Annotated in this window: 22 protein-coding genes; 2 read left to right on the forward strand and 20 right to left on the reverse strand. The window is 71.5% G+C overall.

Annotated features, from left to right (window positions below; all coding sequences use genetic code 11):
* Window positions 1-56: 56 nt before the first annotated feature.
* From AC5677_RS02075 to AC5677_RS02100, 6 genes are all read right to left on the reverse strand, one after another.
* On the reverse strand, window positions 57-2,300 hold the full coding sequence (locus tag AC5677_RS02075; protein ID WP_497193257.1) for an ATP-binding cassette domain-containing protein: 2,244 nt from the start codon (window positions 2,298-2,300) through the stop codon (window positions 57-59).
* A 220-nt stretch (window positions 2,301-2,520) separates the two neighbouring features.
* Window positions 2,521-2,874 carry a DUF5132 domain-containing protein gene (locus AC5677_RS02080; protein WP_497193258.1) on the reverse strand — a complete coding sequence of 118 codons (354 nt, stop codon included), beginning with the start codon at window positions 2,872-2,874 and terminating at the stop codon, window positions 2,521-2,523.
* Between the two features lie 889 nt (window positions 2,875-3,763).
* Window positions 3,764-4,234 carry a pyridoxamine 5'-phosphate oxidase family protein gene (locus tag AC5677_RS02085; RefSeq protein WP_497193259.1) on the reverse strand — a complete coding sequence of 157 codons (471 nt, stop codon included), beginning with the start codon at window positions 4,232-4,234 and terminating at the stop codon, window positions 3,764-3,766.
* 376 nt (window positions 4,235-4,610) lie between these two features.
* Entirely contained in the window at window positions 4,611-5,690 is a 1,080-nt protein-coding gene (locus tag AC5677_RS02090; protein WP_497196483.1) for a YncE family protein, read from the reverse strand.
* Between the two features lie 71 nt (window positions 5,691-5,761).
* Entirely contained in the window at window positions 5,762-6,358 is a 597-nt protein-coding gene (locus AC5677_RS02095; protein ID WP_497196484.1) for an ankyrin repeat domain-containing protein, read from the reverse strand.
* Between the two features lie 214 nt (window positions 6,359-6,572).
* Window positions 6,573-7,139 carry a GlcG/HbpS family heme-binding protein gene (locus tag AC5677_RS02100; RefSeq protein WP_497196485.1) on the reverse strand — a complete coding sequence of 189 codons (567 nt, stop codon included), beginning with the start codon at window positions 7,137-7,139 and terminating at the stop codon, window positions 6,573-6,575.
* Window positions 7,140-7,524: 385 nt separating this feature from the next.
* On the opposite strand from AC5677_RS02100, the gene AC5677_RS02105 reads away from it, so the two are divergent.
* Complete coding sequence (locus tag AC5677_RS02105) at window positions 7,525-8,064, forward strand: MarR family winged helix-turn-helix transcriptional regulator (RefSeq protein WP_497193260.1); 540 nt, start codon at window positions 7,525-7,527, stop codon at window positions 8,062-8,064.
* A gap of 5 nt (window positions 8,065-8,069) precedes the next feature.
* Here the strand turns inward: AC5677_RS02105 and AC5677_RS02110 are convergent, their stop codons facing one another.
* The 11 genes from AC5677_RS02110 to AC5677_RS02160 all read right to left on the reverse strand — a co-directional run bounded on the left by AC5677_RS02110 (window position 8,070) and on the right by AC5677_RS02160 (window position 18,182).
* Entirely contained in the window at window positions 8,070-9,095 is a 1,026-nt protein-coding gene (locus AC5677_RS02110; protein ID WP_497193261.1) for a Rieske 2Fe-2S domain-containing protein, read from the reverse strand.
* Between the two features lie 2 nt (window positions 9,096-9,097).
* Window positions 9,098-9,328: a recombinase-like helix-turn-helix domain-containing protein gene (locus tag AC5677_RS02115; protein WP_497193262.1), complete on the reverse strand. Its 231-nt coding sequence runs from the start codon at window positions 9,326-9,328 to the stop codon at window positions 9,098-9,100.
* 35 nt (window positions 9,329-9,363) lie between these two features.
* The gene (locus tag AC5677_RS02120) at window positions 9,364-10,299 is read right to left on the reverse strand and encodes a PDR/VanB family oxidoreductase (RefSeq protein ID WP_497193263.1); all 936 of its coding nucleotides are present in this window, start codon (window positions 10,297-10,299) and stop codon (window positions 9,364-9,366) included.
* Between the two features lie 13 nt (window positions 10,300-10,312).
* Window positions 10,313-11,938, reverse strand: a complete 1,626-nt coding sequence (locus AC5677_RS02125) for a thiamine pyrophosphate-binding protein (protein ID WP_497193264.1) — start codon at window positions 11,936-11,938, stop codon at window positions 10,313-10,315.
* A 12-nt stretch (window positions 11,939-11,950) separates the two neighbouring features.
* The gene (locus tag AC5677_RS02130) at window positions 11,951-12,733 is read right to left on the reverse strand and encodes an SDR family oxidoreductase (RefSeq protein ID WP_497193265.1); all 783 of its coding nucleotides are present in this window, start codon (window positions 12,731-12,733) and stop codon (window positions 11,951-11,953) included.
* Between the two features lie 61 nt (window positions 12,734-12,794).
* Window positions 12,795-13,559, reverse strand: coding sequence for an SDR family oxidoreductase (locus AC5677_RS02135; protein WP_497193266.1), 765 nt, complete (start codon window positions 13,557-13,559; stop codon window positions 12,795-12,797).
* Window positions 13,552-14,073, reverse strand: a complete 522-nt coding sequence (locus tag AC5677_RS02140; protein ID WP_497193267.1) for a cupin domain-containing protein — start codon at window positions 14,071-14,073, stop codon at window positions 13,552-13,554. The genes AC5677_RS02135 and AC5677_RS02140 overlap by 8 nt, the downstream gene beginning before the upstream one ends.
* A gap of 9 nt (window positions 14,074-14,082) precedes the next feature.
* On the reverse strand, window positions 14,083-14,901 hold the full coding sequence (locus tag AC5677_RS02145) for an alpha/beta fold hydrolase (protein WP_497193268.1): 819 nt from the start codon (window positions 14,899-14,901) through the stop codon (window positions 14,083-14,085).
* Window positions 14,898-15,713, reverse strand: a complete 816-nt coding sequence (locus AC5677_RS02150; protein WP_497193269.1) for an aspartate dehydrogenase domain-containing protein — start codon at window positions 15,711-15,713, stop codon at window positions 14,898-14,900. Before AC5677_RS02150 ends, AC5677_RS02145 begins: the two co-directional genes overlap by 4 nt.
* Window positions 15,710-16,645: a VOC family protein gene (locus AC5677_RS02155; protein WP_497193270.1), complete on the reverse strand. Its 936-nt coding sequence runs from the start codon at window positions 16,643-16,645 to the stop codon at window positions 15,710-15,712. The genes AC5677_RS02150 and AC5677_RS02155 overlap by 4 nt, the downstream gene beginning before the upstream one ends.
* A 52-nt stretch (window positions 16,646-16,697) precedes the next feature.
* Window positions 16,698-18,182, reverse strand: a complete 1,485-nt coding sequence (locus AC5677_RS02160) for an aldehyde dehydrogenase family protein (RefSeq protein WP_497193271.1) — start codon at window positions 18,180-18,182, stop codon at window positions 16,698-16,700.
* A 211-nt stretch (window positions 18,183-18,393) separates the two neighbouring features.
* Here AC5677_RS02160 and AC5677_RS02165 point away from each other — a divergent pair, with 211 nt between their 5' ends.
* A complete protein-coding gene (locus AC5677_RS02165; protein WP_497193272.1) occupies window positions 18,394-19,770 on the forward strand; it encodes an MFS transporter in 1,377 nt (458 codons plus the stop codon).
* A gap of 121 nt (window positions 19,771-19,891) precedes the next feature.
* Here the strand turns inward: AC5677_RS02165 and AC5677_RS02170 are convergent, their stop codons facing one another.
* The 3 genes from AC5677_RS02170 to AC5677_RS02180 all read right to left on the reverse strand — a co-directional run bounded on the left by AC5677_RS02170 (window position 19,892) and on the right by AC5677_RS02180 (window position 23,774).
* Window positions 19,892-20,452 carry a TetR/AcrR family transcriptional regulator gene (locus AC5677_RS02170; RefSeq protein WP_497193273.1) on the reverse strand — a complete coding sequence of 187 codons (561 nt, stop codon included), beginning with the start codon at window positions 20,450-20,452 and terminating at the stop codon, window positions 19,892-19,894.
* Entirely contained in the window at window positions 20,449-21,957 is a 1,509-nt protein-coding gene (locus AC5677_RS02175; RefSeq protein WP_497193274.1) for an MFS transporter, read from the reverse strand. The genes AC5677_RS02170 and AC5677_RS02175 overlap by 4 nt, the downstream gene beginning before the upstream one ends.
* 137 nt (window positions 21,958-22,094) lie before the next feature.
* On the reverse strand, window positions 22,095-23,774 hold the full coding sequence (locus AC5677_RS02180; RefSeq protein WP_497193275.1) for a purine-cytosine permease family protein: 1,680 nt from the start codon (window positions 23,772-23,774) through the stop codon (window positions 22,095-22,097).
* Window positions 23,775-24,566 lie beyond the last annotated feature (792 nt).

Below are 24,566 nucleotides of genomic sequence, written 5' to 3' on the forward strand. Positions count from 1 at the left end.
TGTCACGCGGTCGGCGGTCGGGCCGGGTGGTGGCTGCGGTCAGGCGGTGACTGCGGTCAGGCGGCGAGTTCGCCGGCCTGGAGTTGCCAGAGGGATGCGTAGAGTCCGTTCTGGGCGAGGAGTTCGTCGTGGGTGCCCTGCTCGGCCACGACTCCGCCCTTGTCCATGACGTAGATCCGGTCGGCGTGGCGGACCGTGGAGAGCCGGTGGGCGATGATCACCATCGTCCGGTCGGCCGCGAAGAGGCGGAGCGTGCGCTGGATGGCGGCCTCGGTCTCGTTGTCCACGGCGGAGGTGGCTTCGTCGAGGATCACGACCGGCGCGTCCTTGAGGATCGCGCGCGCCAGCGCGATCCGCTGCCGCTGGCCGCCCGAGAGGGCGGCGCCGCGTTCGCCGATCACCGTGTCGTAGCCGTCCGGCATCGTCGCGATGAAGGTGTGTGCCTCGGCCATCATGGCCGCCTCGACCAAGGTCTCGTCGGAGGCGCCGAAGCTGCCGTAGCGGATGTTGTCGGCGACGGTGCCGTCGAAGAGGAAGGGGTCCTGGGCGACGAACCCGATCGCGTGGCGCAGGTCGTGCCGCGGCACGTCGCGCACGTCCCGCCCGTCGAGCCGCACGCTGCCGAACTCCGCGTCCTGGAAACGCATCAGCAGCTTGGCGATCGTCGTCTTGCCGGAGCCGGTGGCGCCGACGAGGGCGGTGACCTGCCCGGCGGGGATGGTCAGCGAGAGGTCCTCCAGGGCCGGCGGCCGACCGGGGTAGGCGAAGGTCACGTCGTCGAGGACGATCTCCCCGTGCACCTTCTCGACGTCGAGCGGTCCGCCGGTGCCGTCGGTCTCGGCGGGCAGGGCGCGCAGCCGCTGGACCCGGTCGTAGGCGGTGAGGGTGCGCTGGTACTGGTCGACGATGCCGCCGAGGCGGTTCATCCGCAGCAGCACCATCTGAGGCAGCCCGATCAGCGGGCTGAACACCTCGAACGGCAGGCTGCCGTTGAGCACCGACCGGCCGCCGATCAGCAGGGTGCCGGCCATCGAGCTGGTCGTGCAGACCCGGACGATCTCGGCGTGGCGGATCGTGCTCCGGTCGGTCTGCCGGTTGCTCTCCTGGGCCTCCCCGCTCAGCCGGTCGACGCGCTCGGCCTCGTAGTCCTCGGTGCAGAAGCTCTTGACGGTGGCGCCGGCCTCCAGTGTGTTCACCAGCTGGCTGTGCAGCCTGGCGCGGTGCTCGCCGGAGACGGCGTAGTCGGCCGCGGCCTTGTCCTGGTAGTGGAACGACAGCCAGGCGATGACCGGGATGGGCAGGAACGCGATCCAGGCGATCTGCGGTGCCAGCAGCAGGAACAGCGGCACCAGGAGAGCCAGGCTGGTGCCCAGTTGCAGCATGTCGTTGGCCGAGGTGGCGAAGAAGGTGCCCAGCTGGCGGACGTCATCGGTGAGCGCACCGGCGATCCGGGAGGTCCGCTCGCCTTCCAGGTGCCGCAGTTCGAGGTGCTGCACGTGGGCGTACGTCCGGTTGCGCCAGTCGTGCTCGATGTCCTGGCCGAGCCGGCGCCACTGGAGGTTCGAGGTGTACGAGAGTCCCGCCACGGCGGCACAGGCGGCGGCCACCAGCCCTGCCAGGCCCCAGAGTTGAGCGGACGCGGTCGTCAGGCCGAGGCTGACCAGAGGCGCGGCCTCACCCTTGATGAGGACCAGCGCGGTCCAGCCGAGGAAGGTGCCGAGCGCCATCTCCGAGATCTGGCAGGCGACCGACAGCGCGGAGGCGCGGTAGAGACGCCGGCGGTGCGGTCCGACGATCTCCAGCAAGGGGTGTCTGTCGGCTCCGGTTCCGGGCAGGTCCTGGGTGGCGTCGACCGTTCTGCGCCAGGCCTTGCGGACAACGGCCGCGGTCGCCGCCGTCACTCCGCCCAGCGCCACCAACTGCTTGCTCAGTGCCGTCCCGCGGATCAGGGCGATGCCGGCCGCCACCCCACCCCCGACGGCGAGCACGGGGCCCGCAACGCCGCGATCCGCGCGTGGGGCCGGCTCGGCGGCGGGCTGCGCCGGGGCCGGGCGCCGCGTTCCGGCCGAGCCCTCCATGACCAGGGTGACGGCTCGGCGGACGAGCCGGCCGACGTCCGCGGCTTTCACCCGCGCGTCGTGCCGGACGAGGACCCCGCCGGTGATCGGGCTGGCCTGCGCATCGGTGATCCCGGAAAGGCGTCGCAGGGCCGCGGCGAGGACTTCGGCCTCCTGAGGCCGTCCGCGAAGCAGCTTGACGTCCCAGCGCTGGCGGCCCGGAATAACCGAACGCGGACGCACGTCCAAATCCACGGAGCGATATCCGGCTGCGGCACCCAGCAGAGATGGCATGTGTACGATCACCTGTTTATGGAGGTCGCAAATCCGTCACGAGCGGGACGGACTAATGCGGCAGAGTGGAAAGTCTGGGGGAAACAATGCGGTCGGCGGATCCGCGGCCGACCGCCACTCGGGCGCATTTCTCCGAGCCCGTGCGGCGGCCGGGCCGCCGGACAATCCGTCAGCGCGCCTTGCCGGCGCCGGCAGTCGCGCGGATCTTCGAAGCCCTCGCCTCGCCGTCGGCGCGGGCGGCCTCATCCTTTTCGCCCTTCGGGGCGCTGCTCTCGGCGGCCTGCTGGCCGTCACCCGAATGGGCTTCGACGTCACCGGCGACGATCTGGGCCGCCATCATCTCGGCGGCCACCTCGGCCGCAAGGCCGTGGATGTTCTCTCCGGCCTCATGGGTCGCCTTCTTCACCTCAAGGGCGAGACCGACGGACGTCTTGACGACACCGCGCATCAGCGGCTTGACGAGACGCTTGGCCAGTGGCGCGACGATGAGGCCGATCAGGAAGGGCGGTACTACGGGCGGCATGATGCTCCATCCTCTTCTACGCATACGTATGACAGAGACCCCGGGACACTTGGAACACCGAAGCAGTGCAGCTCGGCGGACTGAAGCACCCATTTGCAGAATTCGTGATTTCCATGATGGGTCGAATTCCTCATCGATGGGGTCCAGTACCCGCTCTTCCGTAACCGTAGTCGAGGTATGTCCATCGAGACCAAATCGTCTCGGCCGGTTTCACTCAAGTGAGTGCTCTTGATCTTCCGGAGCAACATTCATTGCCCTACGCGCACTCACCGAACGACCTATTGGACTGATTTTCCTACTTATTGAGACTGCCGATTTCGCGTGCCGTCCGCCGCCCCAGTGCGGGAAACGACAGGCCGGGCGCTTCGGGCGTCGAGGGTCACCTCGCGCAGGTGGCCGTCGCGGCTTGACCAGTCGCTCGGCTCGGCCCGGATCCGGGATTGAGGCACGCCGAGGGAAACTTTCCCTCCGCTGCGAAGCGACCGTCCCGGTCGCGGGCATCGCGCGGCGTGGTTGCAGCGCGCCACTCACGCAGCGGTGAATGCCCACTCGTCACGGCTCACCCAGGTGACCGGGCCCTCATCCTGGCGCCGGCCCGGAGCACCGCCCACCGGTACATCGCCACAGTGCGCAAAGCCCCGCGCCTCGTAATAGCCAGGTCTCACCGCGGGCGAGGGCATCCGTCACCCAGCCGGCCTCGAAGCGCGCGGGCCACTGGCCGATCCCCCGCGCCCCGAGCCATCCCGCCGCTTCGTCCAGTACGTTCAGCACATCGCCGATGTCCTCGTCGCCGGCACGCCGAAAGACGACGTCACCGTCCCGACCAACCGTCATGTCACGGATGATCGCAGCCGTACGACGTCGCCAACAGCCACTGCCGATGGACGTTTCAGACCAGCCACTTCCCGTCGCGCATCAGGGTCCGTCCGGCCATCTCGGGAACCGTGCCCCACGCCTGCAGCACCTGCGGGGTGACCTGGAAGAAGACGTACGACGGGTGGTCCTCGCGAGGATCCCAGCCGTCCTTGGCCGCGAAGGCGTCGCCCACCTCGGCCGGAAGCTCCTCGCGGGTCAGCGTGCGTGCGGTGCCGTGGACGAGGACCACGTCGCGGGTGTGTCCGAAGCTGAGCCGGACCCGGCCCGAGGCACAAAGATTGCGCCCGGTCGGGTTGGTGTCGCGGGTGGACAGCCATACCGCCTCGCCATCCCACCAGAAGGCCAGCGGAACGAGGCACGGCTCGCCGGTGGCATCGGCCGTGGCGACCCATACGTCATTGTCCTTCGCGAGCCGTTCGAGCGCCTCGCGTTTGCGCTGCTCAGGGCTACGGGGGCCGCTTGAGTGAGAGTCAACTGCCGTCATGTGGGGAGGTTATGGCGTGAGACGCTCGGTCACATCCGGCGACGGAACTAGGTCGCAGGGCGGAGGGGCGTCCTCACACCTATCGCCTGGGCAGCCTCACAACGAAAATGGTCCCTTCCTCGTACGAGGAAGGGACCATTTGCAGAGCGCCCGGCAGGCCTTGCACCTGCATCTCCCACCGGCTGGTGGACGTCTTTCCTTGGACCACAGACGCGCGACTCCCACCCGCAAGCGGAAGCTGCACCATGATCATACCGGAAGGATGAGGCAGGCGTCGCTCGGCGTGAAGGCACGGACCAGCGGCGCGCGGCCCTGGACGCAGCGGCTGTGTCCGCGAGGGCGGGCTGCGTTTCTCGGCGGCGGCGTTGTCCCGCGGTCAGAGAATCGCGATGCCCAAGGGACGCTCGCCCGCGGCGAGGCGCCGGACGGTGCCGGAGTCCACGTCGACGACGGAGATGCCGTTCCAGTAGCCGTCGCGGGTGAAGCCTCCCGTGACGTAGGCGGTGCGGGCGTCGGCCGAGACCGCGACGTCCTCGTGGGGACCGTCCAACGGGATGACCTTCTCCCGCCCCTGCGGGGTGCGCACGGTCAGCGATGGGCCCTTGTCCCGGGAGGGGTCGATCGGGCCGGTGCCGACGGCGAACAGCGTGCCGTCAGCGGTGATCGTGACGCCGTGCTGATGGGTGTTGGCGGTCATCCTCTCGATGCGCGAGCGGCCCGTGTCCGGGTCGACGACGGCCAGACGCTCCCCCTCGAACGGCAGCAGCAGCTTGCCGTCGGACGGGCGTACGGCGGTGTAGTGCGGCTTGAGCCAGGAGCCCAGGCCGCCTTCGGTGCCGTAGGGGGCGACCTCTATGCGCCGGGTGCGGAGGGAGCCCGGGGTCACCACGGTGACATCGAAGGAGTCGTGATCCGTGGCGTACACCTTGCGCCCGTCGCGTGCGACATCCACGTCGAACGGACGGCGGCCCACCTCGGCGACCCCGGTGACCTTCAGGCTGCGGGTGTCGATCGCCTCGACGGTGCCGTTGGTGCCGGGCCGGTTGACGCCGACGTATGCGTGACGGCCATCGGGGGCGAGCGCGATACCCATGCCGCCGCCGCGGTACTCGCCGTGTGTCGGGGCCCCGATGCCCTCCGTCTCGTACGGGATGCGGGTGATCCGCTTCCGTTCGGCGGTGTCGACGACGGCGACGCCCTCGGCGGTGGCGACCCAGGCCCGGCCGTCGTCGCCGACGACCAGCCCGTACGGGGCGGTGCCGACGCGTACGGAGTCGAAAGCGCCGCGGGCGGGATCGACGAAGGTCACGGTGTCGGCGCCGAAGTCGGCGACGAGCAGGGTGCCGTCGGGCGTCCGGCCGGCGGGCGCGGGGACCTTCTTCGCCGCGGCGGACGGTGAACCGTCGTGCCGTGCCGCCGAGTCGTCCGCCGCGCCGGCGGAGCACCCCGTGACCATGAGCGCGATCGCGGCGAGCACGGCCGAGGCTCGTACGGCCGGCGGGACCCGCCGCGAGGGCTCGGCCTGCCTCACCGGATGGCCTTGAGCAGATCGGCGATCTCGGTGTATCCGTGCCGCACGGCGTGGCCGAGGGCGGTGACGCCGTCCTTGTCGGGTAGGTCCAGGGTCGCTCCGGCGGTGATCAGCAGCTCGACGATCTCCCGGTGGGCGCTGCCGCCGTCACCGAGGATCACGGCTTCCAGCAGGGCGGTCCAGCCCAGCCGGTTCACATGGTCGACGTCGATGTCGGTCTCGCGGAGCACGGCACGGACGTAGTCGACGTGACCGCGCTCGGCAGCCGGGATGAGCGACGTGCCGCCGAAGCGGTTGGTGACCGTCAGGTCGGGCCCGGCGGGCAGCAGGGCGCGCATCATGGCGACGCTGCCGGTGACGCCGGTGACCAGCCACGGGCTGTCGCGCTGGTCGTCCTGGGCATTGGGGTCGGCACCCGCGGCCACCAGTACCTCGGCAGTCTGTACGTGGTCGCCGAGTGCGGCCAGCAACAGGGGCGTGCGGCGGTGTTCGTCGCGGGTGTCCACCGCGGCGCCTCCGTCGAGGGCGGCGCACACGGCGTCGGTGTCGCCGTGTGTCGCGGCCGCCACCAGGGCGCGGTCGAGGGCGTTCATCGTGGTGCTCCTTGAACTCCAGGGGGTGCGGGTGCGCAGCGCGGACAGCATCGTCGCGATCTTCGTACGGACCGCGATCGCGATCCCCGCCCGCAGCCCGGCGCGGATGCGGGGTGCGGACAGGGGCGGCCGGCGGCGCACGGCACGGGGGGGGTTCCGTGCGCCGCCGGGGTCAGGGCGACCGTACGGTCCGGGATCTTCGGCATGCCGCAGGTCAATCGGCCAGCTCGGCGACGCCGGCTCGGGCGAACTTCTCGTCCAGGGCGCCGGACGGGGCGCCGGCCACGCCGATCGCGGCGACCGGCGCGTTCTTGACGGTGACCGGGGCGCCGCCGGCGAGGAAGAGGGTGCCCGGGATGTCCTTCAGCGTCGGGGCACTGTCCAGGCGCTTGGCCAGCTCGGAGGTCGGGGCGTTCCAGGAGACGGCGGTGTAGGCCTTCTTCACGGCCGACTCGTACGACTGCGGGCCCGCCCCGTCGCCCCGCAGCTGGACGAGCGTGTTGCCGTTGCGGTCCACGACGGCGACGGAGACGCGCTGGTGCTCCTTCTTCGCCGCGTCCAGCACGGCCTCGGCGGCGTCGGTGGCGGCCGCGACGGTCAGGTGGGTGGACCGGGTGAGGTTGCCGCCGCTCGCGGCGGTCTTGGCTGCGGCCGGGGTGGCAGGGGCGGCCGGGGTGGTGGCGTTCGCGGACCAGACACCGAAACCGCCGATGACGAGGGCGGCAGCGATACCGCCGGTGACGACCCGGGCGCGCCGGGAGACCTTCTTGCCGTGCTGCACGGAAGGCAACTCCGATCAACTCCGATATTTTTCAGGGGTGTTCGGGGAATGGCCTGGCTCGCCGCCCGACGCTCCCCCTCGGTGGGCCGGGGCCTTGCCGCCCGCTCCGTCATCCATCCTGGGCCGTGTACCGGCCGCATCCCGTCGTCGTACCGGCTCGCGTCGACGCGCGGATCGGCGGAGACCGGGGTCATCCGATCGGTTGACCCCACCGTGGCCCTCGGGGGCCTCGGGCGCCGACGCGGCGGACGTCCCTGCCGAGCCGTCCGTACCGGCTGCACGACGGCACGAGGTCGCCTCAGGGGTAGAATTTTCAGGGGTAAGGGGTGTGGGTGCCGGGCATGAGCTGCGGCGACACGTCCTGCGGGTCGTGTGAGGGGACGGGATGGCGGAGCGCAGGGCGACGGGAGATCGGGATGCCGTCGCGATGGTCGTCGAGGACTGGGCGCGGGAACGGCCCGAGCTGGACACCTCTCCGCTGGAGGTCCTGGCGCGGCTGCACCGCTCCTTCCTGCGCTACAGCACCCGCCTCACGTCGTCGATAGAGCACCATGGCCTGTCGGTGGCCGGCTTCGATGTGCTGACCGCACTGCGGCGCGCCGGCCGGCCGTACCGGCTGACCGCGGGCCAGCTCGCCGACTCGGGGCTGGTGTCGTCCGCCGGGGTCACGCTGCGGATCGACCGGCTGGAGAAGGACGGTCTGATCGTGCGGGAGCGGGACGCCGAGGACCGGCGCGTCGTGTACTCGCGGCTCACCGACGAGGGGCTCGCCAAGGTGGACCAGGTGTTCGCCGAGCACCTCGACAACGAGCGCCGGATGCTCGGCGGGATGTCCCCGGCCGAGTGCCGCCAGCTCGCACGGCTGCTGCGCAAGCTGGAGCACTCGATCCTCTCCTCGGACGAGGAGCCCCCCGCCCGGGGCTGACCGGGTCAGCCGGCCGGGGTGGCCGCCACGGACTGCTGCTCGGCCTGCGCCCGGTAGAGGCGCCGCAGCCGCACCACGCCCAGGTCGTGCTGGTAGAGGTTCTCGCGCTGATCGGCGTCCGCCGGCATGGCTTCCAGCATGACGCGGTCCTGCTCCAGGACCTCCCAGTGCCGCTGCTCGATCAGCGTCTTGTAGAGGAAGCGCCAGGTGTCGCGCTGCCAGCCCTGCACACGGCGGTAGCGCCAGAAGAAGACGCCGGTGCGCGCGGCGTCCACCGGGCAGACCATGCCGACGATGCCGAAGGCGCCGCCGGGGCCCGCGGAGGGCGGGTACGGGATCGAGAGGTCCACCCAGTCGACGCCGGTGCGGCACAGCTCGACCCAGTCGAAATTGACGCCCCGCTGGTCGGTCTTCTCGAAGAAGTAGCCGCGGTCGGTCTCGCGGATGCGGAACTTGGCCGTGGTGTCCCCGTCGTACATGGTGTGGGACTCGTGGTGCAGGAACGCGCCGTGCATGGGGTCGAGGAGGTTCTCCATGGCGTACCGCCACGGGACGTCCCACTCGGCGTAGCACAGGATCGGCTCCACGTCGGGGTCGTCGAGCGGTTCGGGGAGGGTCAGTTCGACCGGGTCGGGGTGCTGCTCGTCCCCGAAGTAGGCGAGGATCGCGCCGGCGACCTCACGGACCGGCAGCGAGGTGACGAGCTTCTTGCCTTCGAGATTGCAACCGGGCAGGCCGGGCACCGACGAGACGGTGCCGTCGGTCTCGACCTCGACGCCGTGGTACCAGCAGGCGACCCGGTCCCCGAGGTGCTTGCCCAGGGACAGCGGGGCGCCGCGGTGGGGGCAGCGGTCGGCGAGCATGGAGAGGGCGCCGTCGGAGCGGCGGAAGAGCAGCCACTGTTCGCCGAGCGCGGTGACCTTGCGCATCGCGCCGGGGGCGACGAAGGAGGAGGGGACGACGGCGTGCCACTGATTGCGCAGGCCGGTGGCGTAGATGTGGTCGGCGGTGTCGTGGGTGGACAGGGTCATGGTCAGGCTCCCAGGCGGTGCATCTCGGCGCGGAAGGACTCTTCGGTCCAGGGGGCGCCGTCGGGTGCGTGGATCTGACGGTCATTCAGTCCACGGATGACGTCGGTGAGTTCGTGGCCGTCCTTGCTGAAGACCTCTTCGAGGGTGGCGGCCAGTTTGCACTCGTAGGGGGTGGGTTCGTGCGTACGGGACTGGTGGGCGTCCAGGTAGGGCCAGGGGGCGGCGGTGGTCATCGGGGCCTCCTACGGTCGGGGCGGGGGTCGTCGGGTCACAGGTCGAGGACGAGGCGGCCGGAGGTGCAGCGCGAGACGCAGATCATCATGGTCGCGTTCGCGGTGTGCTCGGCCTCGCTGAGCAGGAAGTCGCGGTGGTCGGGGGTGCCGGCGAGGACCCGGGTCTCGCAGGAGCCGCAGATGCCGTCCCGGCAGGAGCTGTTGACGCTGATGCCGGCGTCCTCCACGGCCTGGAGGATCGAGGTGTCCGGGCCGACGGTGAGGGTGCGGTCGGAGGCGCGGCACTCGACCTCGAACGCCTCGTCGTCTCCCGGGCGCTGCACGACGGGTGCCGCGAAGCGCTCCACGCGCAGCCGCTCGGCGGGGCACTTCCGCTCGACGGCCGCCAGCAGCGGCTCCGGGCCGCAGCAGTAGACGAGCGTGCCGGCGGGCAGGTCGGCGAGCGCGGCATCCAGGTCGATGTGTCCGTGCTCGTCCTGTGGGACGAGGGTCATCTCGCCGTTGAGTGCGGCCAGTTCGTCGGTGAAGGCCATCGAGGCGCGACTGCGGCCGCCGTAGACCATGCGCCAGTCGGTGCCGCGGCGGGCGGCCTCGCGGGCCATGGCCAGGAGCGGGGTGATGCCGATGCCGCCCGCCACGAAGACGTATCCGGGGGCGTCCTCCAGGGCGAAGTGGTTGCGCGGCGCGGAGACCGTGACGGTCTGGCCGGGGCGCAGTTGGGTGTGCACATGGCGCGAACCCCCGCGTGAGGCGGGTTCGTTGAGCACGCCGATCCGGTACGTCGTCGTCGCCCGGGGGTCGCCGCACAGGCTGTACTGGCGGATCCGGCCGCCCACCTCGACGTCGATGTGGGCGCCGGGGGTCCAGGCGGGCAGGGGTTTGCCGTCGGGGTGGGTCAGTTCGAGGGACAGCACCCCCTCGGCTTCCCAGGTCATGCGGTGCACGGTCAGGTGCAGGGGTGTTTCGGTCATCTCGGCCGGCTCCTCACTGTCCCGGGATCTTCACGGGCGGGGTGAACGGGTTCTTCATCGGGCCCAGCGCCGTCAGGTCGACCTCGACGAGCACCGGCCCGTGCGACGCGACGGCCTCGTCCAGCACCGGCCCGGCGTGCTCCTCGGCGGCGATCCGCAGATACGGCAGCCCGCAGGCGGCGGCGAGCCGCTCGAAGTCGGGGGTGGCGAGGTCGACGCCGGAGCGGCGCTCCGCGTAGGTGTCCTGCATGTTGCGCAGCACGCCGTACCCGCCGTCGTTGAAGACGAGCAGGGTGAGCCGGGGCCGTTCCTGGGCGAGGGTGAGGAGTTCGCCGAGGTGGACGGCGAGGCCGCCGTCGCCGGCGATCACGACCGTGGGCGCGTCCGGTCGGGCGAGGGCGGCGCCGATGCCCATGCCGAGGCCCTGGCCGATGCCGCCGCCGCGCGGGAAGACGTTGTCGCGCGGGTCGTATATCTCCAGCAGCCGGTTGCCCCAGCTGCTGGACGCGATGGTGACGTCGCGGGCCACGACGGCCTCGCGGGGCAGTGCGGTGCGGATCGCGTCGCAGATCGCCGCCTGGGGCCCGATGTTGTCGTGCAGCGTGGACCGTACGAGTGCGCGGGTCGCGGCGACCCGGTCCGTCCAGCCCGGCTCGGCCGCTGCGGCGTGCGGCAGCAGCGCCGCGAGGACATCGGCCGCGTCGCCGTGCAGCGGGTGCTGCGCGGGGTAGACGCGGCCCAGCGCGTCGGCGTCGAGGTCGATCTGGATGTGGGCGGCGGGGAGGCCGAGCCCGTAGTCGGCGGTCTCGTTGGAGCGGAAGTGCGTGCCGATGGTCAGCAGGACGTCGGCGTCGGCGAGCAGCGCGCGGACCGGCGGGGTGGTGGCGAAGTTGCCGATGACCTGGGGGTGGTCCTCGGGTACCGCTCCGCGTCCGGAGTTCGAGGTGAGCAGTCCCGCGCCGGTGGCGGCCAGCAGGTCCGCGAGTGCCGTACGGGCCCGGGTGGCACCGCCGCCCGCCCAGATGAGGGGCCGTCGCGCCGAGGCCAGCAGCGCGCCGGCGGCGGCCAGCTCGTCCTGTGCGGGACGCGGCACGACGGCCGGGGCCGTCTCCGTGGCCGTATCGGTCTGGGCCGCGTACTGCAGATCGATGGGCCATTCGACGCTCGCGGGTCCGCCGGGTGCGGTGCGCGCGAGGCGGGCCGCCCGGCGCAGGACTCGGCCCGCGTCGTCGGCGGACGGCACGGTGGCGGCGTAGTGGGAGACCGCGCTCAGCATGCCCAGCTGGTCCTTGGTCTCATGGATGAAGCCGCGGCCGCTGCCCAGGTACTGGCTCTCCACCTGGCCGGTGATGTGCAGGACGGAGGTGCCCGCGCTGAGCGCCTCGATCAGTGATCCGGCGGCGTTGCCCGCGCCGGTGCCGGTGGAGGTGAGGGCGCAGCCGATGCCGCCGCGGGCGCGCCCGTAGGCGTCGGCGGCGTTGACGGCGGATGCCTCGTGGCGGACGGGGACGAACCGCAGTTCCCGGTCGACGGCCTCGACCAGCGGCAGATTGTGCACGCTGACGATGCCGAAGACGGTGTCGATGCCGAGTTCCCGCAGGACGGCGACGAGGAGATCGCCTCCGTTGTCGTAACGCATGGTGAGGTCTCCTCAGAGGATGGACCGGCCGACGCCACCGCAGACGTCGATGCTAGTGCCGGTGATGTACGAGGCGCGGGGCGAGAGCAGCGTGACGATCGGGTAGGCGACCTCCTCGGCCCGGCCGAGTCTGCCGAGTGCGATGCCGCGGTCGGTGGCGAGCCGCTCCTGCCAGTCCTCGTAGGTCAGGCTCGTGTCCGCCGCGGCGTGGCGGCGGGTCCACTGGCCGGTGTCGATCAGGCCGAGGCATACGGAGTTGACCCGGATGCCGTCGGTGGCGAGTTCGGCGGACAGGGACTTGGAGAGGTTGAGAATGCCCGCGCGGGCGGCGCTCGTCGTGATCAGGCGGGTCTCCGGCTGTTTGGCCAGGACCGCGTTGACGTTGACGACGCTGGGGGCGGGCGATGCCTTCAGGTGCGGGCGGGCCGCGTGCAGCGGGTTGAGGACGCCGCTGAACTTCAGCTCCAGCTCGTCGCGCCAGTCGTCGGCGGTGGTCTCGTCCAGGCGCTTCATCCGGGACTGGCCCGCGTTGTTGACGAGTCCGTCGATACCGCCGAACGTGCCGGCGGCGAGCTGGATGAACTCGCGTACGGCGTCCGGGTCGCGTACGTCGCACACGCCGGTCAGCAGCCGGTCGCTGCCGAGGCCGGCCGCCGCCCGGTCGAGCCGGTCGGCGTCGCGCCCGCAGGTGGCGACGTTCGCGCCTTCGTCGAGGAGGGCGCGGACCGTGGCCAGGCCGACGCCCGAGCTGCCGCCGGTGACCACGATGGTGCGGTCGGCGAGGCCCAGATCCATGACTGTTGTCTCCTGTTGTTCAGTGCACCGTGGTCAGTGCAGGGTGGTCAGCGCATAGTGGTCAGTGCATGGTGAAACCGCCGTTGACGGCGATCACCTGTCCGGTCAGGTAGCGGGACTCCTCACCGAGCAGGAAGGCGACGGTCCCGGTGAGGTCGTCGGGCTGCTGGGGGCGGGAGACCGCCCGGTTCAGGCGGTAGAGGTCGTGCCGTTCGGCGGGCACGGTCTCGGTGGCCTCGCATTCGGTCAGGCCGGGGGCGACCGCGTTGACGGTGATGCCCTTGTCGCCGAGTTCGCGGGCCATGGCCCGGGTCAGGGCGATCACGGCGCCCTTGGAGGCGACGTAGTGGGCCAGCCGCGGGGAGCCGTACAGGGCCGCGTCGGAGGCGAGGTTGACGATGCGGCCGGGGCCGCCGTGGGCGAGGAGCTGCGGCAGCAGGGCCTTGGACACCAGCCAGGGGCTGCGGGCGTTGACCGTCATCAGCCGGTCCCACGCCTCGACGTCGATGTCCTGGAATTCCTTGCCGCCCACGCCGTTGGCGAGCGCCGCATTGTTGACCAGGCCATAGAGAGGTCCCAACTCGCTTGTGAAATGGGCGAGTTGCTCCACCGAGGCCGGGTCCGCGACGTCGCAGCGCGTGAAGTGGGCGTCGATGCCTTCCGCGCGCAGCCGCTCCGCGGCGGCCCGGCCCCGCTCCTCCGCCAGCTCGGCCAGGACGACCCGGAAGCCGTCCTGGCCGGCCCGGCGGGCCATGGCCAGTCCCAGGCCACGGCCCGCACCGGTGACGACGACGCTGCGGCCGCCGGTCGCGGGCTGCTCAGTCACGGGTGACGCCGTGCATCGGCGAGTGCTCGGGGTAGGTCGGCACCTGCGGCTTCTGCGTGCCGATGACGACGCAGAACAGCGCGTCGGTGTCGCCCTCGTTCTTCAGGGAACGGGCCACACCCGCCGGGACGACGATCATGTCGCGGTAGCCGAGGGTGCGGTACTCCACCTCGTTCTCGCCCCGGTGGATGCCGACGCGCACCCGGCCCTCCAGGACGAAGAACGCCTCCTCGACGTCGTGGTGGGTGTGCTCGGGGCCCTCGGCGCCGGGCGGCAGCAGCATGTTGGAGAAGGTGAAGCCGCCCGACGGGATGATGCGGCTGTCGTTCTCGTGGTTGCCGGTGGCGCCGGAACCGACGTACCGGATCTGGCCGCGGCGGTACTGCGGGCCCGCCTTCTCCTGGAAGGAGAGGGTGTTGAAGTCGGCGACGCGGGACTCCTTCGTGGCGATCAGGGAGTCGGTGTACGCGGCGAGGTCGCCGCCGTTGTCGTATGCGGTGGTGGTGAGCGGCATGGTGAGCTCCTATTCGGGGATACCCGCGGTGATGCGGAGGTGGGCGAGCACCCAGGCGTTGAAGTGCGCGGGCTGCTCCTGGTTGGCCAGGTGACCGGCGTCCTTGACGATCACGTAGGCGGTCTTGTGGACGGCACCGGCGAGGGCCTGGGAGGCATCGATGCCGGTGACGCGGTCCTGGTCGCCGCAGAGGACGAGCGTGGGGGCGGTGATCCGGGACAGTTCGCCGCGCAGGTCGGCGGCGGCCATCGACTCGGCGGCGTAGCCGTAGCCCGGCAGGCGGACCGCCTCCGCCATGGTGTCGGTCACGCGCTGGACGAGTGCGGCGGGGGCCCGTTCGGACACCAGGCGGGGTGCGCGCCGTCCGGCGAACGCCCGGGGCCCGGACTCGGCCAGCTCGGTGGCCCGCGCCCGCATGGCGGTCGCCTTTGCCGGGTCGGTGCCGGATCCCGGGCTGGAGTCGGCGACGATGAGGGACGCGACGAGCTCCGGATGGCGGACGGCGAGCCGCAGCGCGATCACTCCGCCCCAGGAAACCCCCAGGACATGGGCGTTGCCGCCCCGCGCACGGATCAGTCCGGCCGCCGTGTCGGCGTAGTCGTCGAGGGTCAACGGGCCTTCGGGGTCGGCCGACCTGGCGTATCCGGGGGCGTCCCAGGCGACGACGCGCGCGGAGCGTCCCAGTTCGGCGAGCTGCGGTGCGAACGCGGCCGACGAGGAGCCGATGCCGTGCAGGCACAGCAGCAGCGGCCCCCGGTCGCCGGCCTCTTCGACGTGCAGGGCGGGCCCGGCCGCCGTCGTGGTGTCCGCGTGCACAGCGGCCGTCACAGGATCTGTCCCGTCCGTCCGGCCAGCGCGGCGAGGCTGCGCAGCACGGCGTACGGCACGACCTGGCTGGTCGCCGGGTTGCCCGGGTCGGGCAGATGCGCGACGTCGAAGCGGTACGTCCCGTGGCTCCCGGACGCCTCGATGACATGCCGGGTGTGGTGCGCTCCGGGGTCGGCGACGACCCGGACCCGCACTGCGTCGAGGTCGCCGACGGCCAGGGCGACCGAGGCGGCGACGTTCGTCGACTTGGGGAACTTCACCGGGATGTCGCGGGCGGTGCCCGCCATGACCTCGACCGGCCCGGTCGCCGTCCGCATCCGGGTCAGCAACTCCTCGTCCATCCAGGGCTGTTCTAGGGTGGCGGGCAGCTTGGTGGTGGTCAGGCGCACCTCGTGCAGCGGGCCGAGGGAGCGGACGGCCTGGAGGAGGTCGAGGCCGCCGACGGCGCCGCCGGTGAAGTAGACCCGGCCCGGTCCCGCCGCGAGCAGCCGCTTGGCCAGTTCCTCGTCGGTCAGTGCGCCGGTGGAGGCGATCAGCAGGTCGGTGCCGGAGGCGAGGACGCGCTCGCCCCATTCGCGGATGACGCCCTGTCCCGCCGCCTCCACGATCAGGTCGCAGCGTTGGAGGGCCTCCTCGAAGGTGAGCTGCGGTGCGGGTGCGCTGTCCCCGAGGGGGCGGTTGTCGATGATGCACTCCAGCGCCGCGCCGGGGATGCCCTGTTCGGCGAGGGCCGTGCCGACGACGCGGCCGATGGCGCCCCAGCCGACGACGCCGACCTTGCGGACCTGTTGCGTGCGTGGGGTGGTGGTCATGCGGTCTCCTCGGCGGGGGCGGGGGCGGCGAGTGGGCCGGGATCGGGGGTGCCCGCCATATGGCAGCGGATCTCCGGGGAGGGCGGGCCCGCGGTGCCCCACAGGTCGGACAGTTCGGGGGTGCGCCGCCACACCTTGGCGATCCAGCGGTCCTCCACCACCTGCGCGACATCCGAGGTGTATTCGCAGACCAGGCCGGTGGGGTCGGTGAAGTAGGAGAAGGTGTTGTCGCCGGGGCCGTGCCGGCCGGGTCCCCACTGGGGGGTGATGCCGTGGTGGCGCAGCCGGCCGAGCCCCCGCATGAAGTGGTCGACCGAGGTCATCTCGTAGGCGATGTGGTTCAGCGAGGCCCACTCGGCCTGGTTGAAGGCGATGCAGTGGTGGTCCGCGTTGCAGCGCAGGAAGGCCATCTGGTGCTCGGACCAGTCGGACACGCGCAGGCCGAGGACGTCGCAGTAGAAGGCGACGGACGCGTCGATGTCGGTGGTGTTGAGGACGGCGTGGGTGACCCCGACCGGGACCGCCTCGTCCCGGCCGCGGGGCCGGACGGCCCAGGTCTCGGCGGACAGCTCGATCAGGCGGCCCTCGTGGTCGGTGAAGCGCAGGCCGTAGCCGCCGCCGACCTGGTCGAGGGGGCCGGGCCCGGCGACGGGCGTGATGCCGCGGGCGAGCAGCCGGCGGGCCGCCTCGTCGACCTCGGCGGGGGTGGCGACGGCGAAGGAGATCCGGCCGAGGCCGACGCGGTGCGAGCGGGTCAGCTGGAGCGCGTGGTGCTCCGCACCGGTGCCGCGCAGCCATACGGCGTCGCGCGCAGACTCGACGACCTCGAGCCCCCACGCCTCGGCGTAGAAGTCGGCGGCGTCGCCGAACGTGGGCGTGAGCAGCTCGACGGAGCGCAGGGCGCGCAGTCGGGCGATGGGTGGTTGGGGCATGACCGTCTCCGGGAGCTGGGGGCAGGGGCGAAGTGTCAGGGCGCGGGCGGGTCTATCCGGCCCACGGGAGGGGCGCGTCGGAGGTGCCCCAGTACAGGGACTTCTGCCGCTGGTAGGCGCGGATCGCGTCACGGCCCTTCTCGGTGCCGAGGCCGCTGTCCTTCATCCCGCTGAAGGGGGTGGCGATGCTGAACTGCTTGTACGTGTTGATCCAGACGGTGCCCGCTTCGATGCGGCGCGCCAGCCGCCAGGCCGCCCGGTGGTCGCGGGTCCAGATGCCGCACGCCAGGCCGTACACCGAGTCGTTGGCCTGGCATACCAGGTCGTCCTCGTCGTCGTAGGGCAGGGCGATCAGCACGGGGCCGAAGATCTCCTCCTGGCACACCCGGGCGGTGTTGGGGAGCCCGTCGATGACCGTCGGCAGGTAGTACGCGCCGTCCTTGTAGGCGTCGCCCTCGGGTGCGGCGCCGCCGCACAGGATCCGGCCGCCCTCCTCGCGGGCGAGGTCCACGTACGCGGCGACGGCGTCGCGGTGCCGGTGGTGGACGAGCGGGCCCACCTGGGTGCCGGGGGCAGTACCGGCACCGACGCGCAACTTGCTTACGCGGGCGACGAGTTCGCCGACGAACTCGTCGTAGATCTCGCGGGCGACGAACAGCCGCGATCCGGCGATGCAGGACTGGCCGCTGGAGGAGAAGATCCCGAACAGCACGCCGGCCAGGGCCTGTTGGATGTCCGCGTCGGCCCGCACGATGGTGGGGGACTTGCCGCCCAGTTCGAGCGAGGCGGGGATCAGCTTGGCGGCGGCGACCGCGGCGATGGCCCGGCCGGTGTCCGTCCCGCCGGTGAAGCCGATGCGGCCGACCAGGGGGTGGCCGGCGATCGCGTCGCCGATCACCCGGCCGCTGCCCGGCAGCACGGACAACAGCGCCGTCGGCAGGCCCAGTTCGTCCAGCGCGCGGGTGATCAGCCGCCCGAGGACGAGGGAGACCAACGGCGTCCAGGCGGCGGGCTTGAGGAGGACGGCGTTGCCGGCCGCGAGCGCGGGGGCGATCTTCTGCGCGTCGCTGGCGACCGGCGAGTTCCACGGGTTGATGGCCGCGACGACGCCGATCGGCTCGTACACGCTCATCGTGACGTACGCGCCGCGCGCGGGGGTGAGGGCGTCCTCGGCCGTCTCCAGGGCGGCCGCGGTGTAGCGGAAGGTCGCGGCGGCGCTCAGCGCGAGGGCCTTCGTCTCGGCGAGGGTCTTGCCGGTGTCGGCGGTCTGGACGGCGGCCAGTTCGTCCGCGGCGTCCTCGATCAGCTCGGCGATGCGGTGCAGCAGCCTGGCGCGCCGGTGGGGCAGCAGGTCGCGCCAGGCCGGGTCGTTGGCGGCGCGCGCGCCGGCTCGGGCCGCTTCGTCCACCTCTTCCACCGAGGCCGCCCGGAGGGACGCGATGACCTGGCCGGTGGCCGGGTCCTCGGTCTCGATCGGGGCGCCCGCACCGGGGCGCCACTGCCCCCCGATCAGGATGTCGGTGGAGAAACGAGGCACGGCGGACCTCCCGGACCGGTCGGCGGATGGGTGTGACCCGGAGCCCTTGCAGCGGCGAGCGCTGCGACTCTGAGGGCTAGAAATCTAAGTGCTTAAGTATTTCGACGGCAAGGCCTGCGACACCGAAAATTATCTTTGCCATTAACTATTGACCGCTTAGGCAACTGTTCCTACTGTCTCGGCATCTTCTCTGTTCGCGGAAGGAACCTTCATGACGACTGTGGCCGGACGGCCAGCCGCGGGATCAGCAGGATCGATCGCCGCACGGCTCGAACGACTGCCGCACTCCCGCTGGCACGTCAAGGTCCGCTTCCTGATCGGCGCCGTCACCTTCTTCGAGGCGTTCGACCAGCTGCTGGCCGCCTCCGCACTCCCCGTCCTCGTGCGGGACTGGCACCTCACGACGGGGCAGGCCACCTTCGCGTTGACCGCCGCCTCGATCGGCATGCTCCTGGGCGCTCTCGCGGCCGGATCGCTGGGCGACCGGATCGGCCGGGTCCGGACCGTCGCCCTCGGGGTCGCCGTCACCGCGGTCGCCAGCCTCGCCGTCGCCCTCGCGACCGGCATCGAGACGTTCGCGCTCTTCCGGTTCGTTCAGGGTCTGGGCATCGGCGGTGTCGTCCCCGTCGCCGCCACCTACATCAACGAGATCGCGCGCTCGGACCGCCGGGGCCGCTTCGTGCTGCTCTACGAGATGATCTTCCCGGCCGGTCTGACCGTCGCCAGCCTGGTCGCCGTGTGGGTGGTGCCCCACCTCGGCTGGCGGGCGATGTTCGTGGCCGGCGGGCTGCCCGTGCTGATCGCCGCCGTCCTCCCCCGTCACGTCGCCGAGTCCCCGCGCTGGCTGCTGGCGCGCGGCCGGACGGAGGAGGCCGAGCGGGTCCTGGCACGGATCGAGGCGGAGGTGGAGCGTGCCACCGCCGCCCCGCTTCCCGAGCCGGCCGCCGCCACCGCGGTCACGGACAGCTCCCAGGGACGCCTGCGGGAACTCTTCCGCGGGCGCTACCTGCGCCGCACCGTGGTCGTCTCCGGCCTCTGGTTCGTCGCGTACTACGTCAACCACGGCATCTCCACCTGGCTGCCGTCCCTGTACACCAAGAACTTCGGCCTGGACCTGACCACCGCGCTGGTCTATACGCTGCTCAGCAACATCACCGGCCTGCTCGGGACGCTGGCGGTCGCGCTCGTGATCGACCGGGTCGGCCGGCGGCCGGCCCTGGTGGTCGCGTTCGGCGGTACCGCACTGGCGGTGGGGACCCTCGCAGTGGCCGGAGCCGTCTCCGGGGGCCAGGTGGCGGCGCTGGCGTCCTGCACGACGTTCTTCGTGTATGCGATCAACGCCGGGCTCTACCTCTACTCCCCCGAGCTGTACCCGACGCGCAACCGCGCCAAGGGCGCGGCCTTCGGCGGGCTGTGGAACCGGGCGGGCGTCATCCTCGGCCCGATCGTCGTCGGCGCGATCCTGGGGGCGGGCGGCAGCCTGACGCTGGTCTTCGCCCAGCTGGCGTGCGTCGCGGCGGTGGGTGCGGTCATCGCACTGTTCGCCGTCGAGACGAAGGGCAGGACGCTGGAGGAGCTCAACTCCTGAGCCGCCCGGCGCCGCGCGCCCGAGGCTCCCCGTTTCCCGCACCGGCGGAACGGGGGGCCTTTGCGCTCCCCCGGCCCGCGGTGCGCCACCCCGCGTCTCAGGGACGGGAGCCGATGGCGCGTCAGTATCCGCCGGTGAGGGCTTCCCTGAGCAGGACGGACAGCTCGCCCCGTTCCACCGTGCCGAGTTCGTCGAAGCTGCCGGACCGTCGCCCCAGCACGATGCCCATGACCCCCGCGACGACCATCTCGGCCCGCAGCCGGGGCCGTTCCTTCCCTTCGGCGACGAAGCGCCGGTACAGCGGCTCCACCAGCCGGTCGTGCAGCGCCGCGCGGGCGGCCGCCTCGGCTTCCGGATCGCTCAGCCGCTGGACGGCGACCTGGAGGATCGGGACGAGGCCCTTGCGGTCGACCCGCTCCAGGACGTCCAGCAGCCGGTCCGGGTCGAACAGGTCGCCGAGCACCGCGTCGCCCCGCTCGGCTTCGACGGTGGCCAGGTACAGCTGCGTCTTGCCCCCGAAGTAGCGTGCGATGAGGGCGGGATCCACACCCGCCCGCCGGCCGATGTCCCGGGTGGTGGTGCCGTCGAACCCGCGCTCCGCGAAGAGTTCGCCCGCCGCCCGCAGCAGCGACTCGCGGCTGTGCGCGGAATCCCGGCGGCGCGCCTCCTGTCTCCCGCTCACCGATGCCCCTCCGTGTCCGCCCGCGCTGCGATCTCACGCTCCGTCACGGCCACCTTATGTGTTCCGGCGGCCGGTGCCGTCCCGCGGGCCCGCGGCACCCGCCGGGACGCGGTGGCCGGGCGCGGCGCGCGGGCCGGCAGGTATCCGGCCAGGGCGGTGACCACCCAGACCGCGCAGCTGGAGAGGGCGGCCACGCCGTAGCCGTCGTCCGTGGGCAGTCCCCCGGCGCCCGTGTGGTGCGCGAGGACGGCCGCGCTGAACGCGCTGCCGATGGCGTACCCGATGTACTTCACCACCTGGTTGAAGCTCATCGCGCTGCCGGTCTCGTGCGCCGGGACCGCGCCCACTATGAGCGCCGGCATCACGGACATGGTGACGCCGGTGCCCAGACCGATGAGCCCCATGGTGACGAACACCTCCCACAGCCCGGTCCGCGCGCAGGCGAAGAGCACCGTTCCGCCGAGGGAGACAAGGCAGCCCAGGGGCAGCAGCCGGGCGGGCGGGACGCTGCGGGAGACCAGCCGCACCAGGCGGCCGGACACCATGCTGGCCGCCGAGAAGGGCACCAGCACCAGACCCGCGACCACGACCGAGGCACCGAATCCGTAGTCGGCCGCCTTCGGCGTCTGCACGTACTGGGTCACCAGCGCCAACATCACATACAGCGCCACGCCGGAGATCAGCGCGGTGAGATCCGCGGCGAGCACCGCCCGGTCACGGACCAGTCGCACGTCGACCAGCGGATGAGCGGTACGCAGCTCGTGCACCACCCACCAGGCCAGCAGCAGCACGGACGCCGCGATCAGCCCGAGCAGCCGCGCGGATCCCCAGCCCCATCGCCCGCCCACGGTGGTCGCGTAGAGCAGTCCGGCCATGCCCGCGGCCAGGAGGAGCGCCCCCAGGACGTCCAACGGATGTCCGGGCCGCTGCGACGACGGCGGGAGGACCGCCCAGAGGGCCGCCAGCGCCAGCGCCGTGGCGATCGCCGCGAACCAGAATCCGGAGTGCAGCCCCAGGTACTCGGCGAGTACCCCGGTGAGCGGGTAGCCGAGCCCCACTCCGGCGGCAGAGGTGAGGGAGAGGGTGGCCACCGCGTGCCGGGCGCGCTCGGGCGGCAGCGCGTCCCGGGCGGCGGCCATGGCCAGCGGGGTCAGCCCGATGCCGACGCCCTGGAGGGCCCGCCCCACGACCAGCCCGGCGAAACCTGTCGGCAGCGCCGCCAGCAGACTGCCCACGAGCACCACCGCCAGCCCGCCGAGTATCACTCTCCGGCGGTGCGGCCCGTCCCCCAGCCGCCCCATCAGCGGCGTGGCCACCGCGCCCACCAGCATCGTCACCGTCAACGACCACTGGGCCACGCTCAGGGACACCCGGTCCACCTGCGCGATCGTCGGGATCAGCGGCGCACCGAGGCTGCTGATGATCGCCACCAGCATCCCCACCGAGAGCAGCACCGGCACCAGCAGCCGTTCCCTCGGCGAGCGGGTCGTACCTGCGGCTTCCACGGCGGAGTCCTCCTGTCGACGATGTCACCATGCGATGTCATCACATGGTGACATGCCCGTCGCCCCCGTCGGCACCGAGGCGGCGACGGGGGCGACGGGGGGCGACAGAGGGGACGCGGCGGCCTCCCGGGGCGCTTTCAGGTCGTGGCGCGCTCCGGGGGAAGGAGGTGCGCGCCGGTCTTGTCGGTGGTCAGGCACAGGGAGCAGACCATCGCGTCGTGGGCGGGGCAGGCGGCCAGGTCCGGTCGCTCGAAGCTCTGGCGGCACACATGGCACGAGTACGTGGTGGCGGTGGGATTGCCGTCCGGGTCGAGGAGCGGTTCCGCCATGCCGTCGTCGGTGCGGCGCAGGTAGTAACGGCCCTTGGTCAGCACCGCCGTCAGCGGGGTGAGGACGAAGGCGATCAGGGCCGCGGCGACCGGCGAGTACGGCTGGAGCGTGTCGCCGAGCGCGTGGAAGTACATGGCGATCGACAGGCCGGAAGCGGCGACGAACGCCACCACACCCACGGGGTTGACGGCGTAGAGCATGCCCCGGCGGAACTCGGGCACCCGTGGGGAGAGCCCGAGCAGGTACTTGTTGACCATGATGTCGGTGGCGACGGTGACGACCCAGGCGATCGCGCAGTTGGAGTAGAACCCGAGGACGGAATTGAGGACGCTGAACATGTCGGTCTCCATCAGCGTCAGCGCACATGCCAGGTTGAGGAGAACGAAGACCATACGGCCGGGGTAGCGCTTGGTGATCCGGGTGACGGAGTTGGTCCACGCGAGCGATCCCGAGTACGCGTTGGTCACATTGATCTTGATCTGGCTGATCACGACCAGGACCACGGCCAGCGGAATCACCAGCCAGGAAGGCAGCATCGCGGCGAAGGCGCCGCGGAACTGCTGGATGGGCTCGGTGGCCGCGGCGGGCCCGACCTCGGCGAGGATGTACACCGCCAGGAACACCCCGATGGCCTGCTTCAGAGCACCGAGCACCACCCAGCCGGGACCGGCCATGACCACTGCCGTCCACCAACTACGCCTGTTCTTCGGGGTCTTGGGCGGCATGAACCGCAGATAGTCGATCTGCTCGCCGATCTGCGCGATCAGCGAGAGGCATACGCCCGCACCCAACAGCACCGGGGCCGTTTCGATGCCGCCGGTGCCGTCGCTCCCGGCGTAGGACAGGAAGCGGTGGACCGTGCCGGGATCGGTGATGACCAGATACAGCAGGGGGCCGACCATCAGAAGCAGCCAGAGCGGCGTGGTCCACACCTGGAGCTTGCTCAGTGCCTTCATTCCGTAGACCACGAGCGGGATCACCAGCAGGGTGGAGATCAGATACCCGAGCCACAGCGGCAGTCCGAGCCCCAGTTTCAGGCCCTGCGCCATGATCGAGCCTTCGAGGGCGAAGAAGATGAAGGTGAAGCTGGCGAAGATGACGCTGGTCAGCACCGACCCGTAGTAGCCGAACCCGGAGCCGCGGGTGATCAGGTCCAGGTCGATGTTGTAGCGGGCACCGTAGTAGGCGAGGGGAAAGCCGGTGAGGAAGATGACCGCTGCCGCGACGGCGATCGCCGCGAGCGCGTTCCCGGTGCCGTGGGTGAGGCCGATACCGGCACCGATGGAGAAGTCGGCCATGTAGGCGATGCCGCCGAGTGCGGTGGTCGCCACCACCGCCGGGGTCCAGCGCCGGTAACTGCGGGGCGCGAACCGGAGGGTGTAGTCCTCCAGGGTCTCCTCGGCCGCCGACCCCTCGGCGTCCGGCCGCGCTTCGGGCGCCGGACCGCGCAGCGCCTCTTCCGCCGCTGGTGGTGAGGGAACACTCATGCCACGTCTCCTGAGGTGATGGGCCCTGTGGTGTGCCGTACGGGCGGGTGGGCAGCCGGCGGCCGTACGGATCCCCGCTTGGCACCGTTGGCAGGAGGGGAGGGAGTGGGAACCCGCTCGGGGGTGTCCGGGCGCGGGCGGCTCGAGAGCGCAGTACGGCCCGTGCCGGTGTGGGTGTCCGATGTCTGCGTCAGGGCGGACGGTGCCGGAGGGGTGGCCCGTTTCCCGGTCCGCGACGGAAACGCTAAGCACGCCGTATTTCACGGCTGCTGTCGCCATGTGACGGGGAGATTTCCGGGTATCGCAATCGATGACGAAGCCGGTATCCGATGCACAACGGATCGCGGGGTCAGGCGCCCCCAGGGCGCAGGGCCGTCCGCCAACTGCGGTAGCACGGGGGCATCGTAGGCGCCGCTCGATTGTGCGTGGGCACAACCAGCGGGTAGATTTCTCCGCCGACCGCCTACGGCGAGAGCCAGGCCAGGCCCATGAATATCTCGGTCAGCGCGTCGCGACGCGGCCTCACGAATGCGGCATGCGCACAATTCGTGTCTGGTCAGAGGAGATCGGGTGAACACCTACCGCTGCCTCACGGCCCAGGGAAATCACGCCCCGGCCGTATTCAGTCGGCTGTTCACGGCCGGACTCCATGGAGCCCCCCGCCGCAGATCCGGCACCGGAACCTGCCGGGCGCCACACCTGTCCGCCGCGTGGCAGGACGCCCGGCGGCCGGGCCCGTTCCGTGCGGGGTTCACCGTTCATTGTTGATCTTCAATCGTTCGCCGGAAGGAC

It is taken from the genome of Streptomyces sp. JLSY215 (assembly GCF_059682825.1).

What these genes read in the sequence shown, in the direction of transcription:
- AC5677_RS02080 (WP_497193258.1), bottom strand. Translation starts at nt 2,874, where the DNA reads ATGCCGCCCGTAGTACCGCCCTTCCTGATCGGCCTCATCGTCGCGCCA.
- AC5677_RS02085 (WP_497193259.1), bottom strand. Translation starts at nt 4,234, where the DNA reads ATGACGGCAGTTGACTCTCACTCAAGCGGCCCCCGTAGCCCTGAGCAG.
- AC5677_RS02090 (WP_497196483.1), bottom strand. Translation starts at nt 5,690, where the DNA reads ATGGTCACGGGGTGCTCCGCCGGCGCGGCGGACGACTCGGCGGCACGG.
- AC5677_RS02095 (WP_497196484.1), bottom strand. Translation starts at nt 6,358, where the DNA reads ATGAACGCCCTCGACCGCGCCCTGGTGGCGGCCGCGACACACGGCGAC.
- AC5677_RS02105 (WP_497193260.1), top strand. Translation starts at nt 7,525, where the DNA reads ATGGCGGAGCGCAGGGCGACGGGAGATCGGGATGCCGTCGCGATGGTC.
- AC5677_RS02110 (WP_497193261.1), bottom strand. Translation starts at nt 9,095, where the DNA reads ATGACCCTGTCCACCCACGACACCGCCGACCACATCTACGCCACCGGC.
- AC5677_RS02115 (WP_497193262.1), bottom strand. Translation starts at nt 9,328, where the DNA reads ATGACCACCGCCGCCCCCTGGCCCTACCTGGACGCCCACCAGTCCCGT.
- AC5677_RS02120 (WP_497193263.1), bottom strand. Translation starts at nt 10,299, where the DNA reads ATGACCGAAACACCCCTGCACCTGACCGTGCACCGCATGACCTGGGAA.
- AC5677_RS02125 (WP_497193264.1), bottom strand. Translation starts at nt 11,938, where the DNA reads ATGCGTTACGACAACGGAGGCGATCTCCTCGTCGCCGTCCTGCGGGAA.
- AC5677_RS02130 (WP_497193265.1), bottom strand. Translation starts at nt 12,733, where the DNA reads ATGGATCTGGGCCTCGCCGACCGCACCATCGTGGTCACCGGCGGCAGC.
- AC5677_RS02140 (WP_497193267.1), bottom strand. Translation starts at nt 14,073, where the DNA reads ATGCCGCTCACCACCACCGCATACGACAACGGCGGCGACCTCGCCGCG.
- AC5677_RS02150 (WP_497193269.1), bottom strand. Translation starts at nt 15,713, where the DNA reads ATGACCACCACCCCACGCACGCAACAGGTCCGCAAGGTCGGCGTCGTC.
- AC5677_RS02155 (WP_497193270.1), bottom strand. Translation starts at nt 16,645, where the DNA reads ATGCCCCAACCACCCATCGCCCGACTGCGCGCCCTGCGCTCCGTCGAG.
- AC5677_RS02165 (WP_497193272.1), top strand. Translation starts at nt 18,394, where the DNA reads ATGACGACTGTGGCCGGACGGCCAGCCGCGGGATCAGCAGGATCGATC.
- AC5677_RS02180 (WP_497193275.1), bottom strand. Translation starts at nt 23,774, where the DNA reads ATGAGTGTTCCCTCACCACCAGCGGCGGAAGAGGCGCTGCGCGGTCCG.